Raw genomic sequence first — 14,361 nt, 5'->3', positions numbered from 1 at the left:
GGCGAACCCGCGGGAGGGGGAGAGGAGGGAGGGGGCATGGTGCCCGCCAAGGTGGGTGTGCCCTGCGCGTTGGCCACGGGCCCGGGCGTCTGGCGCGGCTGCTCACGGGTGAGCAGCGTGCGGGCGGCTCGCGCTAGCGCGCCCGCGCGCAGTGCTCCTCGGGACGGAAGGGCAGGGCATACAGCTCGCGCCCGGTGCTTTGCTCGGCGGTGAAGAACACGTCCCAGCCGGAGCGGATGAAGTCGCGCGGCGAAGATGAGGCCGGGCCTGGCGCCACCTCGCCGAGCGCCCGCGTGCCGGAGGCCGTGCCGTCACTCACCCATGGCTCGGCCCCACGTCCCGGCGTCGTCGCGCTGAAGAACAGCCAGTCCTGGAGGGCCGTCACGTTCTCGGGGGAGGACCCCTTGGCTCCGGGCACGATGTCCCTGAAGAGCCGCGTCCCGGAGGCCGTGCCGTCGCTCACCCACAGCTCGCGTCCGTGCAAGCCATCATCCGCGGCGAAGTAGAGACGCCCTCCGCTCACCGCCAGGGAGGCGGGCTCCGAACCCGTGGCGCCTGGGCGGAGGTCCTTCACCCGCCGCGTGCCCTCTGGCGTTCCGTCGCTCACCCACAGCTCCTCTCCCTCGGGCAGCCCCGAGCCGGCGCTGAAGTACAGCTTGCCGTGGAGCGCCACCAGGTCGTGGGGGTAGCGCCCCGGAAAGAAGCGGAGCGGGCGCGTGCTGGAGGCAGTGCCCTCCGTGACGTAGAGGCTGGCCTCGCCGTCGTTGACGTCCACCAGGAAGAAGAGCTTCCGGCCCACCGACTTCATGCGGAAGATTCGCGCCTCGTCGTTGAGCGAGTCGTCGGGCACCTTGAGCAAGGGGGTGAAGCCCGGCCCGCCGTCACTGCGCACCAGCCAGTTCTCATCCTCCATGCTGATGACGAAGTAGAGAAACCCGTCGTGGACGATGAAGCGGCGCGGGAAGGAGCTGGCCTGGCCGGGGGCGGTATCCTCCACCATGAAGGTGCCCGCCTCGGTGCCATCGCTCGTCCACAGCTCGTACCCATCCGTGCCATCGGGGACCACGGTGGAGAAGTAGATCCGGTCCTTGTAGGCCACCAGCGTCTGGCCCTCACCGAAGCTGGCGTCGATGGGGAGCACTCGCTTCACCAGGTACGTGCCCGCCTCGGAGCCATCGCTCGCCCACAGGGCGCGGCCTCGCACGTCGTCATCCGCGAGAAAGAAGAGCTGGTCCCCCACCATGGTCAGCTCCGTGGGCCCCGAGCTCTCCATCCCCCGCGCGATATCCCTCACCATGACAGTCCCGGCGCCTCCCGTGCCGCTGCTCTTCCAGAGCTCGGTGCCATGGACGCCATCGTTCGCGGCGAAGAAGAGGACGCCCTCCCCGTGGACCAGGTCGTAGACGTAGACGCTCGTGGCGCCGAGGTCCCTGAGCCTGCTGGGCGTGGAACCACACGGTGCCCACTCGCGCCGGGCCAGCGCTGACAACCCGGGGTCTTCCCCGGAAGGGCCAGGCTCGTCGTCCACCGTCGGGGCGCAGCCGGCCAGGAGGGCCAGCAGCACCGGAAAGGGACGCAAGGGCTTCATCATCGGTTGCTCCTTGAAGGCGCGGCAGGGGCCGGGTGGAGCGGCATTCTGGGGACGGAGGGCGCGTTCCCCACCTGCGCGGCAGTCGCGGGCACCGCCGCCCGCGAGACAGTCCTCGCCACCCGCGGCGCAGGCTGCCTCTTCGGGTAGATGGCGCGCGCGCGGGGAAGCGCGACCTTGGCGCTGTCTCAGACCGAGGGGCACGCACATGGCGCGGGAAGGGAAGCCTGACTTCGGCACGCTGTGGGGTGGGTAGCTGCTCGGGTCCTTGCGGGTCGGCTGTGGGCCGGCGGTGGAGGTGGAAGATGAGGGCGTTGCGTGGCGTGGTGCTGTCTTGCGCGATGGTGGTGGGTTGTGGCGCGTCGCCTCCGGACGAGGCCCCGTTCACGGGCGAGCCCATCATGGAAGAGCTGAGCCTTCCCGATTCGGGGGAAGGGGCGCTGGCTGCTCAATGGGCGCGCCCGACGCCAGGGCGGGCGCGGCTCGTCGAGGACATCTTCCCCGGCGAACAGCCTTGGACTGTGAGCCCGTACCCAGAGAGCCGCGTGAGCTTTCGCGGCAAGCTCTACTTCGCCGTGAACTTCGATGAGGGGCCCAAGGAACTATGGCGGAGCGACGGCTCCCGGGCGGGTACGGATGACGTCGAGTCGTTCCCGGCCCTGCGCCCGGATGGCAGCACCAACCTCCTGTTCGGCCTGACCCCTGTAGGCAACAGGCTCTTCTTCGTCGTGGGCGATTCGGATCATGGCACCGAGCTCTGGGTGTCCGACGGGACGCGGGGCGGGACACGGCTGGTGGAGGACCTCACGCCGGGACCCGCGAGTTCACGGCTGGAGAACCTCACTGCGGTTGGAAAGACGCTGTTCTTCTTCCGCAGGTTGCCTGAGACGCCGGAGACTCCGGGGCGGACCGAGCTGTGGACGTCGGACGGCACCGCGAGGGGGACGGTGCGGGTCCGGGACTTCGGGCCGGGCTCCTCCGTGGGCTTCCAGGTCGCCGTGGTGGATGACCTGCTCTTCTTCCCGCTCGCGGACCCGCAGCACGGGAACGAGCTGTGGCGCTCCGACGGCTCCCGCTCTGGCACGAAGCTGTTGAAGGACATCTCCCCGGGGCCGACGAGCTCGAACCCGCGAGAGCTGCGTGCCGCGGGTGACTTCGTCTATTTCGTCGCCACGGACCCGGACCATGGGGAGGAGCTGTGGATGACCAATGGCTCGCGCTCCTGCACGGAGCTCGTCAAGGACCTCGAGCGCGGTCCCGTCAGCTCCTTTCCGACCATCCTCCAGGAGGCGCGGGGCTCCTTGTTCTTCACGACGTACGATGCGTCCAGCTCCACGCTGGCGCTATACAGGGTGAAGGTGGGGGATGATGACCCGAAGCGCATCAGGACCATTCCCAACCCCTACGCCGGCATGCCGGACGCCGAGCCCTACATCACGGCTTCCGCGACCACGGGCCAGCAGGTCTTCTTGACCGTTGCCTTCACCAGCACGGGGCCCGCCCCGCGCGACGTCCAGCTCTGGGTGAGCGACGGGACGGGGTCCGGCACGAAGCTGCTGTACCGGCCGCTGAGCCTGTCCGATGAGTTCATCACCGAGCTGTTCGCGGTGGAGGGCCTCGTCTTCTTTCCGGCAAATGGGGAAGGGACGGGCACGGAGCTGTTCGTGACAGATGGGACGGTCCGCGGGACACGGCTGCTGCAGGACATAGCGCCGGGTGCGGTGAGCTCCTCTCCGTTCGGCTTCACGCGCGTGGGCGAGCGCGTCTTCTTCGTCGCCTTCCACCCGGACAGCGGTACCGAACTCTGGGATCTCACGCTCCAGGATTCGTGCGGCTTCAAGGGCAACCACGACGTCAGCGCCTGCTACCAGGAGGCGAAGGCGCTGACGGAGGCGGAACTCCAACCCTCGGAGGTCCTGTTGCGCTGAAGCTCAGTCCAGCTCGCGCGCGGGGACGCCCCACCACTCCTCGCCCGTGGCCAGGTCATCAGCGAGGAAGAAGACGTTCCGGCCGGAGCGGATGAAGTACCGGGGGAAGGGCACGGAGCCCTTCACGCCCGGGACCAGCTCCTGCAACATCCTCGTCCCCACCGCGTGCCGTCGCTCCGCCACAGCTCCTCGCCGGTGCCGCGCACCCAGTCCTGGGCCACCTTCCTTTCAAGGGGCGTAAGCTGGACGCGAGGCGCCACCACGCCAGCAGTGCCTGGGAGAGGGTTGGCTGTCAGGCGCCCGGCATGTTGCCGCCGGACACGGAGGGTCCGTGCCACACCCGGGGAAGCAAGCCCTGGGCGCTGGGTTGCCATCCCCCGCCCTGACCTCCAGCTTCGTCCTGGAGCGGCGGTCATGCGAATCCCTGTCCCCATCCGGCGCCTTCCCGCGCCGCTGGACGATGCTCGCGGCCTCGACATGGACGAGGTGAGCGAGCGGCGGGCTCGCTACGGGCGCAATGACGTGCTGGCACGGCCCCATCGCTCGTGGCTCCACGTTCTGCGAGAGACCGCCGGAGACCCGATGCTCTGGTTCCTCGTGGGAACGAGCGGGCTCTATTTCGTGCTGGGAGCGCGGACCGAAGGCCTGGTGTTGCTGCTGGCCATCGTCCCGCTGCTCGGCATGGACGCGTTCCTGCATCGTCGGACGCGCGCCTCTACCGCCGGCCTGCGGAGCCGGCTGGCCGCGCGCGCCACCGTGCTGCGCGCGGGGCATGAACAGGTGGTGCCCGCGGACGAGCTGGTCGTGGGTGACCTGGCGCGCGTGCGTGCTGGCGAGCACTTCCCCGCGGACGGGGTGGTCCTCCGTGGAGAGGGCCTGCAAGCCGAGGAGTCTTCACTCACCGGCGAAGCGCTGCCCGTGCGCAAGCGGCCCCTGTCCCGCCTCCCTTCGGGAGACGAGCCGGCGGTGGAGGGCTCGCATTGGGGGCTCGCCGGAACGAGGCTGCTGACGGGGACGGCCTGGGTGCGCATCGTCTTCACCGGGCGGGAGACGCTCTACGGGAGCATCGTGCGCTCGGCCACGCAGGGCGCACACGCGCGCACGCCGCTTCAGCAGGCCGTGGCCCACCTGGTGGCGGTGCTGATGGGCGTGGCCGCGGTGATGTGCGCGGTGCTCGCGTTCGTGCGCTGGCGCCAGGGCTTCGGGTGGATGGATGCGCTGCTGAGCGCGGTCACGCTCGCGGTGGCGGCACTGCCCGAGGAGTTTCCGGTGGCCTTCACCTTCTTCCTCGGCGCGGGCGTGTACCGGCTGGCCCGGAGGCAGGCCCTGGTGCGGCGCTCGGTCTCCGTGGAGAACATCGGCCGGGTCACCTGCATCTGCTCGGACAAGACGGGCACGCTGACAGAGGGCCGCCTGCGGGTGACGCGCGTGCTGCCGGCACCGGGCGTCCAGGCCGACGCGCTGCTGTGGACCGCGGCGCTCGCGTCGCGTGAGGAGGGGAGGGATCCGCTCGACGCCGCGCTGCTCGAAGAGGCCGCGCGCGCACGGCCCGGCGTGGTCCGCCCGAGCGCCCAGGCCACCTTCCCCTTCACCGAGGAGCGCCGACGTGAGACGGCGGTGGTGGACGACGTGGAGGGGCGCTTGCTGGCCGCCGTGAAGGGCGCGCCGGAGCGGGTCGTGGACCTCTGCGCGCTGGAGGCCGACGCGCGCATGGACTGGGCGCGGCGCGTGTCGGCGCTCGCGGCCGACGGGCGCAAGGTCATCGCCTGCGCGAGCCAGCCGCTCGACTCCGCCTCCTGGCGAGGCGGTGAGCCGGACCGGGGGTTTCAATTCCTGGGGCTCGTGGCCTTCGAGGACCCGGTGCGCCCGGGCGTGCGGGAGGCGGTGCGGGAGTGCGAGGAGGCCGGACTGCGAACGGTGATGGTGACGGGTGATCACCCTGCGACGGCCCTGGCGGTGGCTCGCCAGTTGGGGCTCGGTGGCGCGCGGCCCCGGGTGCTCACCGGCGAGGCGCTGGAGGCCCGGCTGAACGAGGGCGTCGCCGTGCCGGACGTGGACGTGGTGGCCCGCGCGGTGCCAGCGCAGAAGTACGCGCTGGTGGCGGCGCTCCAGCGGCGAGGGGAGGTGGTAGCGGCCACGGGGGATGGCGTGAACGATGTGCCGGCGCTCCAGGCGGCGGACGTGGGCATCGCCATGGGGGAGCGGGGGACTCGCAGCGCGCGTGAGGTGGCCTCCATCGTCCTGTTGGACGATGACTTCGGCACGCTGGTGCGGGCCATCGCCGAGGGCCGCCAGCTCTTCCGCAACCTCCAGGCCTGCTTTCTCTACCTGCTGCTCATCCACATCCCGCTGGTGGTGACGGCGGCGCTGGTGCCCCTGGCGGGCTACCCGCTCCTGTACCTGCCCGTCCACATCGTCTGGCTGGAGCTCATCATCCATCCCACGGCGATGCTGGCCTTCCAGGCCGCGGCGCGCTCGGGGCGCCTGGCGCCCGTGAGACGCCGGGGTGCCGCGCGCTTCTTCTCGGCGGGGGACTGGAGCCTGCTCGCGCTGGTGGGGGGCTTGATGACCGTGGGGCTGGTGTGGAGCTACGACCGGAGCCTGGGCGCGGGGAGCGACGTCGAGCATGGACGCGCGGCGGCGGTGGCCTCGCTCACGCTCGCGAGCGCCGTGTTCGCGGCCGTGCTCACGGGCCTGCGGACGCGCACGGCGCGCTGGGTCTGCGCGTTGACGACCGGCGTGTCGCTGCTCCTCATCCAGGTGCCGGCCCTGGCGCACCTGCTGATGCTGCGCCCGCTGGATGTGGACGACTGGGCGCGCGTCGCCGCCGGCGTGGCGGTGGCTTCGCTGCCCCTGGTGCTCGCGCGCTGGCGCGGCGCCACCAAGGCGCATGCGCCGCGAGCAGAGGCCGCGGCTCCGCCCCTCCACGGGCAGGTCCGGCGCGGAGCGGCCTGACGCGTCATCCTCCTGGCGGCTCCGGCAGGTGCCGGCCTTCGGGGTCCAGCGTGAAGGGGCAGGCGCATGGGCGCTGGGCTCCAGAGGGCCCAGGCGGGCAGCACCCTGGCTCGCCCGCGCTCCCCAACCCCGGGGCGAGCTCCTACTCTCAGCCAGGGAGGGCCGTGTCCATGTACTTCCAGGCCATCAAGACCGCGGGGCTCGCCCACGTCTCCTATGTCCTAGGCAGCGAGGGTGAGGCGCTCGTGGTGGATCCGCGACGTGACGTCGGGGTGTACCTCGACGTGCTCCGGAGCCAGGGCTTGCGCCTGCGCTATGTGCTGCAGACGCACCGCCAGGAGGACTTCGTCCAGGGCACCGCGGAGCTTGCTCGCCTCACGGACGCCCAGGTGGTGGCGGGCAAGCACCCCATCACCGGTCATGCAGGCATGCAGGTGGGTGAGCACGAGCGGTTGCACCTGGGCGGCCTGACCCTGGTGACCCTCCACACGCCGGGCCACACGCCGGAGAGCACGAGCTGGGCGGTCTACCTTGATGCCCACCACGCGCTGGCCTGGGGCGTCTTCACCGGCGACGCGCTCTTCGCCGGGGCGACCGGGCGCACCGACCTGGAGGACCCGGAGCGCACACCCGAGAACGCCGCGCGCCTCTACGACGCCCTCCACCAGAAGGTGCTGCCCCTGGGAGACCAGGCGCTCGTCCTCCCCGCGCACGGCGCCGGCTCGGTGTGCGGCGGCGACATCGCCGACCGGGAGCCGACGACGCTCGGCTTCGAGCGCCACCACAACCCCGTCTTCACCCTTACGCGCGGCGACTTCATCCAGCACAAGGTGCGAGAGCGGCTGCCCCGGCCGTCGTACTTCTCGCGCATGGAGGAGGTGAACCTGCGCGGCGGCATCCCCCTCTCCCCTGAGTCCGCGGCCATCCCCTTCCTGTCCCCGAGCGGCTTCCAGCGAGCGCTCCAGTGCGGCGTCGTCCTGGACGCCCGCGAACCCGAGGCCTTCGCGGCGGGCCACATCGCCGGCTCGCTGAATGTCTGGTTGAAGGGGCTGGCCGTGTTCGGAGGCCAGGTGGTGGCGCGGCCCTTCACACCGCTGTTCCTCGTCCTGCCGGAGCTCGCCGACCCGGGGGAGGCGGTGCTGGCGCTGGCCCGCGTCGGCCTCGACGAGGTGGAGGGGGTCCTCTCCGGAGGCTTCAGCGCATGGCGCAACGCCGGCCTGCCCGTCGCGCGCGGAGGCACGCTGACGCCCGAGGAGCTCTTCGCCCAGGCCGAGGACTTCCAGACGCTGGACGTGCGCGAGCTGTCCGAGTTCGAGCAGGGCCACATCCCGGATGCGCGCCATGTCTACGTCGGGGAGCTGGAGGAGCGCCTCCCCCGGCTGGGCCTGCGCCCGGACCTCCCGGTGGCGGTGACGTGCAGCGTGGGCCACCGGGCCGGGCTCGCCGTGAGCATCCTGCTGAGCCATGGCTTCGCGCGCGTCTCGAATCTGCTCGGGGGCATGACGGCGTGGAGGCGGTTGGAGTTGCCGGTGCGGGAAGGTCCGCCTCCTCCGGGCGGGGCCAGTCCACCCGAGGCCCCGGAGACGGCGGAGCCCGCGCCGCCGCCGCGGTGAGCCCGGCGCGGCTCACGCGTGGTGCGTGAGCTGCTGGCCGGCCCGCGGCAACGTGGGGAGCGTGAAGGAGAAGGTGCTCCCCACGCCCGGCTGGCTCTCCACCCAGACACGGCCGCCGTGGGCATCGACGAGCCCCTTGACGATGGCGAGCCCCAGACCGGCGCCGTCCTTGCTCCCCGCGCGGGCCTGCCAGAAGGCCTCGAAGAGGTGAGGCTGATGCTCCGTGGGAATCCCGCACCCCGTGTCCCTCACGGAGAAGCGCATCATGCGCCCCTCGGGCACGGCCCGGACAGAGATCCGTCCGCCCTCGGGCGTGAACTTGAGGGCGTTGCCCAGCAGGTTCGAGAAGATCTGTAGCACCCGGCCATGGTCGGCGAGGACGGGAGGGGAGGCTTGCGGGACGTCCGCCGTGAGCTGGATGGCGCGGGCCTCCGCGAGCGCGCGGTGCAGGTCGACGGCCTCCCGGACGAGCGCCCCGGTCTCCAGCGGGCCGCGCTCCATCGGCAGGTGGCCGGCGTCCAGCCTGGCGACGTCCAGCAGGTCCTGGATGAGCCTGTTCGCGCGGTCCACCGCCTTCCGGATGGACTCGAGCGGCCGGGTGTCGGTGGCCCGCTGCTCGGGCGTGCGCTTCAGGAGCGTCCCCGCGCTCAGGGCGATGACGTTCAGGGGGGTGCGGAGATCATGGGCGACGATGCGCAGGACCTCGTCGCGAAGGCGGGTCGCCTGCGCGGACTTCTCGTGGAGCCGGGCATTGTCGATGGCGAGCGCGGCGCGACTGGCGAGCTCCTCGGCCAGGGCCAGGTCACGGGCCCCGTAGTGGCGCCCCGACTCGGAGGTCCAGAGGATGATTGCGCCCAGGACGCGCTCCCGGGCGCGCAGGGGAACGACGAGCCCCGAGACCGGCGCGAGGCGGCGCAGCAGCTCCAGGTGGCGGTCGTCCTCGGCCGCCGCCTCGAACGCCCTGGCTGGGGACGGTGGGAGGAGGACGGGCCGGCCCGTCCGGAGGACTCCGGCGACGATGTCTCCCTGGCGTGACGGGTCATGCGGATAGGTGGTGAGCAGCTCGTGCAACAGCCGGGACTTCTCCGGCGAGGCCGCCAGGCACTCCACCGCAGTGAGCTGTCCGTTGTCATCCAGCAGGTCGACCACGCACCAGTCCGCCAGCGCCGGGACGGCGAGCCGGGTCACGGTGGCGAGTGTCGCCCGGGGCTCCAGGAAACGGGCGAGCTGGGGCCCCGCCTCCGCCAGGAAGCGCAGGGCCTGCTCGAGCTGCTTGCGCTCGGAGATGTCCTGGACCTGCGCGATGAAGTGGAGCGGCCTCCCCTGGGCGTCACGCACCAGTGAGCTGGTCAGCAACACGCTCACGAGGTGGCCCTGCTTGTGGAGGTAGCGCTTCTCCCGCTGGAAGGAACGAACGTCTCCATCGAGCAGCCGCTGTGCGTTCACCACGTCCAGCTCCAGGTCCTCGGGCCAGGTGAGGTCCCGGACGGTTCGGGTGAGGAGCTCCTCCGGCGGGTAGCCGACGATGTCGCACATGGAGCCGTTCACGTTCAGGAACCGGCCGTCCAGTCCGACCAGGGCCATGCCGATGGGGGCATCCTCGAACGCGGTCCGGAAGCGCTCCTCGCTGTTGCGGAGCACCTCCTCCGCGCGCATTCGGGCGGAGACGTCGCGAAGGATGACGGTGAGCAGGGTCGTCCCATCTACCTCCACCTTCGAGATGCTGGCCTCCGCGGGGAACTCCTCACCGCCCTTGCGCTGGCCGACGATGGCGCGCCGCTCTCCCATCAGCCGGGAGGCCCGGGTGCCCGCCGCGAACTGCCGCACGTGCGTGCGGTGTACCTGCTGGTATCGCTCGGGGAGGAGCAGGTCCAGGCGCTGGCCCACGGCTTCCTGGGCGGAGTAGCCGAAGATGTGCTCCGCGCCCTCGTTGAAGTGGGTGATGCGCTGCTCCGTGTCCACGGAGATGATGGCGTCGACGTTGCTGGAGACGAGCCCGGCGAGCCGGGCCTCCGCCAGACGGAGCGACTGCTCCAACTGGCGCCGGGTCCCGCTGTTGCGCCGAGGGCGCCCCTTCACCCTTCGCACGGTCACTCCAGCGGCCGCTCGGGTTCGGGGGCGCCCCATGACCCACCGGACGCCGGTGGGAACCTCCCGGCTCGCTCAACCCGCACGGCAGTCACCTTGTAATCGGGCGTGTGGGTGGACTCGTCCCGCTGCGGGCCGATGACGGCGTTGATGAAGACCTCGGCGGTGTGGAAGGTGGTGAAGAGCTCGCCGGGGCGCAGGCCCTCGGCCCGGCGCATGGGCAGCTCCACCGCGCCATGGCGACTGCACACCCGCACCCGCGCGCCATCCTCCAGCCCCAGCCGGTCCGCGTCCGCCGGGGCCATGTCTAGCCAGTCGCCGGGCTGCAGCAGCGCGTGGGGGGTGCGCAGCGTCATCGTCCCCGCGTTGAACTGGTACAGGCGCCGGCCCGTCATCAGCACGAAGGGATGGTCGTCCGTGCGCGCCTCCGGCGCGGGCCGGGAGTCAATGCGGCGCAGCGCCGCCCGGAAACCGCTTGCGAATGGGTGTGTGTGCAGCAGCCGTGTGCCCGGGTGCGCCTCGTCGGGGCAGGGCCACTGCAGGCCTCCCATGTCCAGCCGCGCATAGGAAAGCCCCGCTCCCGCCGGCCACACCCGCCGCACCTCGTCCCAGACTTCCTCCGGGGATTGGAAGGCAAAACCCTCGGGGTGCCCCAGGGCCCGCGCCGCGCGGCAGAGAATCTCCCAGTCCGGCAACGACTCGTCGACGGGCGGCAGCGCCCGGCGCACCCGCTGCACGCGCCGCTCACCATTCATGAAGGTGCCGTCCTTCTCGAACGACGTGCACGCGGGCAGGAAGACGTGGCCACATGCCCGCGCCGTTTCGTTGAGGAACAGGTCCTGCACCACCAGCAACTCCAGCCGCTCCAGCGCCTCGCGCGTGGCGCGCGCTTCGGGATTGGTGAGCAGCACGTCGTAGCCGAAGGCCCACAGCGCCTTGAGCCGCCCCTGGCGCGCCGCGTCCATCATCTCCATCAGGTCCAGGCCGGGCGCCGCCGACAGGGGCGTGCCCCAGGCCGCCTCGAAGCGCGCACGGTTCAACTCCAGCGGGACGTAGCCCGTCAGGTGCCCCGGCTCGCAGCCCATGTGCGCGGAGCCCTGCACGTTGTTCTGCCCGCGCATCGGGTTCACGCCGGTGCCCGGCCCGCCGAGGTTCCCCGTCAGCAGTGCCAGGTTGATGAGCGTCATGACGGACTCCGTGCCCTGGACGTGCTCCGTCATGCCCAGCCCGTGGACCATCATGGATGGGCCGTGCGTGGCATACAGCCGCGCCGCCTGACGGATGGCCTCCGCGTCCACCCCGCATAGGTCCGCGGCGCGCTCGGGCGTCCAGTCCAGGATGAAGGCCCGGAAGTCCTCCACCGCCTCCACGCGCTCGCGCAGGAAGTCCTCGTCGCACAGGCGCTCATCCACCACCACGTGGGCCAGCGCGTTGAGCAGCGGCACGTCGGTGCCCGCCCGGGGCTGGAGGTGCACGTCCGCGTAGCGCGCCAGTTCGGTGCGCCGCGAGTCGATGACGATGAGCTTCGCTCCGCGCAGCACCGCCTGCTTCAGCCGGGCGCCGACGACGGGGTGGCACTCCGTGGTGTTGCTGCCGGCCACCAGCAGGGTGCGCGCGTGCTCGACATCCTCGAAGGAGTTGGTGGCCGCGCCCATTCCCAGCATCCGCTCCAGCGCCGCGGCGCTGGGGGCGTGGCACACGCGCGCGCAGCAGTCCACGTTGTTCGTGCCAAGCACCACGCGGGCCAGCTTCTGCGCCAGGTAGTTCTCCTCGTTGGTGGCCCGCGCCGAGCCCAGCATGCCCACCGCGTCCGGCCCACTCGCCGCCCGCAGGTGCCGCAGCCGCTGGGCGATGAAGCCCAGCGCCTCATCCCACGAGGCGCGGCGCCAGCCTCCGTGCTCGCGCAAGAGCGGCACGGTGATTCGGTCCGGCGCCTCGCCGAAGCCGAAGGCATAGCGGCCCTTGGAGCACAGGTGGCCCCGGTTGGAAGGGCCCTCGCGCGAGGGCCGCACGGTGACGATGCGCCCGCCGCGGGTGCCCACGTCCATTTCGCAGCCCACCCCACAGTAGGGGCAGGTGGTGCGCGTCCAGGTCTCGGGCCAGCCCTGGTCCAGGAGCGTCCGGTCCTCCAGCGCGCCGGTGGGGCAGGTGTCCACGCAGGCGCCGCAGGAGACGCAGCTGCTCTCCCGCAGGTTGGGCCCATCCGGGAGGATGCGCGTCCCGGCGCCCCGGTTCCACACCCGCCAGACGAACTGCCCCTGCACCTCGTCGCAGATGCGGACGCAGCGGTAGCAGTGGATGCACTGGGACATGTCCACGTGGATGTAGGGGTGCGAGTCGTCCCGCAGCGCGGCTTGGTGCGTCCCTCGCGGCTCGCCCTCCAGGCCGTACTCGCGCAGCGCGCGGTGGAAGGGCTTGTCCGGCTGCCGCGCCACGGCCTCGGCCGGGTACTCCGAGGCCAGGAGCCGCAGCAGCACCCGCCGCTGCGCCTCCACCAGGGGCGTGCGCGTGTGCACCACCATTCCCTCCGTCAGCGGCGTGGTGCAGGCGGCCACCGGGCGCGCGCAGCCCTCCACCTCGACGATGCAGGTGCGGCAGGCCCCCACCGGGGCCATTCGTGAGTCGTTGCACAGCGCGGGGACGCTGACGCCCAGCGCCTCCAGGGCCGCCAGGAGGGTGCCCGGCGCGCACTCGCGCGGCTGCCCATCCACGGTTATGTGAAGCATGCCTCCACCTCCTCGCGGTAGTGGCGCAGCACGCTCTGGGCGAACTCCCCCAGCCCCGTGCCGTGCCCGCACAGGCTGGTGAGGCGCAGCGCCTCAACGACGTCCTCCCAGCCGTCCGCGCCGGGCACCGGGCCCGTCTCCAGTACGCGTGCGAAGCGCTGCTCGATGTGCCGGGCTCCCAGCCGGCAGGGGGTGCACTTGCCGCACGACTCGTAGGCCCCGAAGGAGAAGACGTGGTGCACCAGCGCGGCGATGGACGTGTGCGTGTCGAAGGCCACGACCCCGCCGTGCCCAACGGACGCCCCCACGGCCTTGAGCTCCTCGAAGCCCAGCGGCGAGTCCAGCAGGTGCGGGGGGAGGACTCCCGCCAGCGGCCCTCCAATGAGGACGCCCTTCAGCGGGCCGGTGCGCAGGCCGCCGCCCAGCTCCTCCACCACGGTGCGCACCGGCAAACCCAGCTCCACCTCGTAGAGTCCCGGGCGGTGGAAGAGGGAGTTGAGCGACAGCACCTTCGTCCCCTGACTGCCGGCAATCCCCAGCGCCGCATACGCTTCGCCGCCATGGCGTGAAATCCACGGGAGGTTGACGAGCGTCTCCACGTTCTGCACCAGGGTGGGCCGGCCGAAGAGGCCCGCCTGGGCGGGGTAGGGGGGCCGGGCGCGCACGAAGGGCCGGCGCCCCTCCAGGGCGTTGAGCAGCGCCGTCTCCTCGCCACACACGTAGCTGCCGCGCCCCACCTCCAGCGAGATTTCACAGGAGAAGCTGCTGCCCAGGATGTGGTGGCCCAGCAGGCCCTCCCGGTGCGCCTCGTGCAGCGCCACATGCAGGACGCACGCGGCCAGCGGGTACTCCTTGCGCACGTAGACGAAGCCCCGGCGGGCGCCCACCGCGTAGGCCGCGAGCAGCAGCCCCTCCAGCACGGCGTGAGGGTCCTCCTCCAGGAGGTAGCGGTCGATATAGGCGCCGGCGTCACCTTCATCCGCGTTGGCCACCACGTCCTTCTCCTCGCCAGGCGCGGCGGCCACAGCGCGCAGCTTGCGGCCGGTGGGGAAGCCCGCGCCTCCGCGGCCGCGCAGCCCGGAGCGCTCCACTTGGGACACGAGCGCCTCCGGCGTCGAGGTCAGCGCCCGCGCCAGGGCCACATAACCGCCCTGGCGCGTGTAGTCCGCCAGGGCACGTGCTCCGCCCGTCATGACTCGCTCGAGCGCGATGGCGTGCGGCGCCCGCACCCGCACCGTGGGGCGGGCCGTCTCACGGGTGGTGGCGGGGGCCACATGGCAACTGCCCAGGCAGTAGACGCGGGTGTCGTCTTGGAGGGCCTTTCGCCAGCGTTCCGGCTGGAGGTGGCGCGCCACGAAGCAGGCCGTGCCCTGACAGGCCCGCTCGCCCAGGGGCTCGTGCCCCAGGTGGTAGAAGGACTCGAGCTCGCGCGTTCTCGTTCCAGTCCTCATGCTCGCCTCCCC

The 14,361-nt window shown here is 71.8% G+C and carries 8 protein-coding genes; 3 read left to right on the top strand and 5 right to left on the bottom strand.

The features are described from left to right. Nucleotides 1-133: 133 nt before the first annotated feature. Nucleotides 134-1,591, bottom strand: a complete 1,458-nt coding sequence (locus tag HV826_RS14970) for an ELWxxDGT repeat protein (RefSeq protein WP_255217228.1) — start codon at nt 1,589-1,591, stop codon at nt 134-136. A gap of 302 nt (nt 1,592-1,893) precedes the next feature. Here HV826_RS14970 and HV826_RS14965 point away from each other — a divergent pair, with 302 nt between their 5' ends. After that, nucleotides 1,894-3,516: an ELWxxDGT repeat protein gene (locus HV826_RS14965; RefSeq protein WP_176417680.1), complete on the top strand. Its 1,623-nt coding sequence runs from the start codon at nt 1,894-1,896 to the stop codon at nt 3,514-3,516. Nucleotides 3,517-3,519: 3 nt separating this feature from the next. On the opposite strand, the gene HV826_RS14960 is transcribed toward HV826_RS14965, so the two are convergent. Further along, nucleotides 3,520-3,666 carry a hypothetical protein gene (locus HV826_RS14960; RefSeq protein ID WP_176417679.1) on the bottom strand — a complete coding sequence of 49 codons (147 nt, stop codon included), beginning with the start codon at nt 3,664-3,666 and terminating at the stop codon, nt 3,520-3,522. Between the two features lie 264 nt (nt 3,667-3,930). Between HV826_RS14960 and HV826_RS14955 the strand changes: the two genes are divergently transcribed. After that, nucleotides 3,931-6,471: a cation-transporting P-type ATPase gene (locus HV826_RS14955; RefSeq protein WP_176417678.1), complete on the top strand. Its 2,541-nt coding sequence runs from the start codon at nt 3,931-3,933 to the stop codon at nt 6,469-6,471. A 170-nt stretch (nt 6,472-6,641) separates the two neighbouring features. Then, nucleotides 6,642-8,084 (top strand): rhodanese-like domain-containing protein, encoded by a 1,443-nt coding sequence (locus HV826_RS14950; RefSeq protein ID WP_176417684.1) that lies wholly within the window; start codon nt 6,642-6,644, stop codon nt 8,082-8,084. Nucleotides 8,085-8,096: 12 nt separating this feature from the next. Here the strand turns inward: HV826_RS14950 and HV826_RS14945 are convergent, their stop codons facing one another. From HV826_RS14945 to HV826_RS14935, 3 genes are read right to left on the bottom strand one after another with little or no spacing between them, the layout of a single operon-like run. Beyond that, entirely contained in the window at nt 8,097-10,172 is a 2,076-nt protein-coding gene (locus HV826_RS14945) for a PAS domain S-box protein (RefSeq protein WP_368670926.1), read from the bottom strand. Between the two features lie 2 nt (nt 10,173-10,174). Then, the gene (gene fdhF, locus HV826_RS14940; protein WP_176417676.1) at nt 10,175-12,898 is read right to left on the bottom strand and encodes a formate dehydrogenase subunit alpha; all 2,724 of its coding nucleotides are present in this window, start codon (nt 12,896-12,898) and stop codon (nt 10,175-10,177) included. Continuing rightward, a complete protein-coding gene (locus HV826_RS14935; RefSeq protein ID WP_176417675.1) occupies nt 12,886-14,349 on the bottom strand; it encodes an NADH-quinone oxidoreductase subunit F in 1,464 nt (487 codons plus the stop codon). The genes fdhF and HV826_RS14935 overlap by 13 nt, the downstream gene beginning before the upstream one ends. Nucleotides 14,350-14,361 lie beyond the last annotated feature (12 nt).

Origin of the sequence: Myxococcus sp. AM010 (assembly GCF_013372585.1) — a bacterium.
Taxonomy (GTDB): Bacteria; Myxococcota; Myxococcia; order Myxococcales; family Myxococcaceae; genus Myxococcus; species Myxococcus vastator.
This window is presented reverse-complemented; position numbering and strand designations above follow the sequence as displayed.

Coding starts and splice junctions, on each gene's coding strand:
- HV826_RS14960 (WP_176417679.1), bottom strand. CDS start 3,666: ATGTTGCAGGAGCTGGTCCCGGGCGTGAAGGGCTCCGTGCCCTTCCCC.
- HV826_RS14965 (WP_176417680.1), top strand. CDS start 1,894: ATGAGGGCGTTGCGTGGCGTGGTGCTGTCTTGCGCGATGGTGGTGGGT.
- HV826_RS14970 (WP_255217228.1), bottom strand. CDS start 1,591: ATGATGAAGCCCTTGCGTCCCTTTCCGGTGCTGCTGGCCCTCCTGGCC.
- HV826_RS14950 (WP_176417684.1), top strand. CDS start 6,642: ATGTACTTCCAGGCCATCAAGACCGCGGGGCTCGCCCACGTCTCCTAT.
- HV826_RS14935 (WP_176417675.1), bottom strand. CDS start 14,349: ATGAGGACTGGAACGAGAACGCGCGAGCTCGAGTCCTTCTACCACCTG.
- HV826_RS14955 (WP_176417678.1), top strand. CDS start 3,931: ATGCGAATCCCTGTCCCCATCCGGCGCCTTCCCGCGCCGCTGGACGAT.
- fdhF (WP_176417676.1), bottom strand. CDS start 12,898: ATGCTTCACATAACCGTGGATGGGCAGCCGCGCGAGTGCGCGCCGGGC.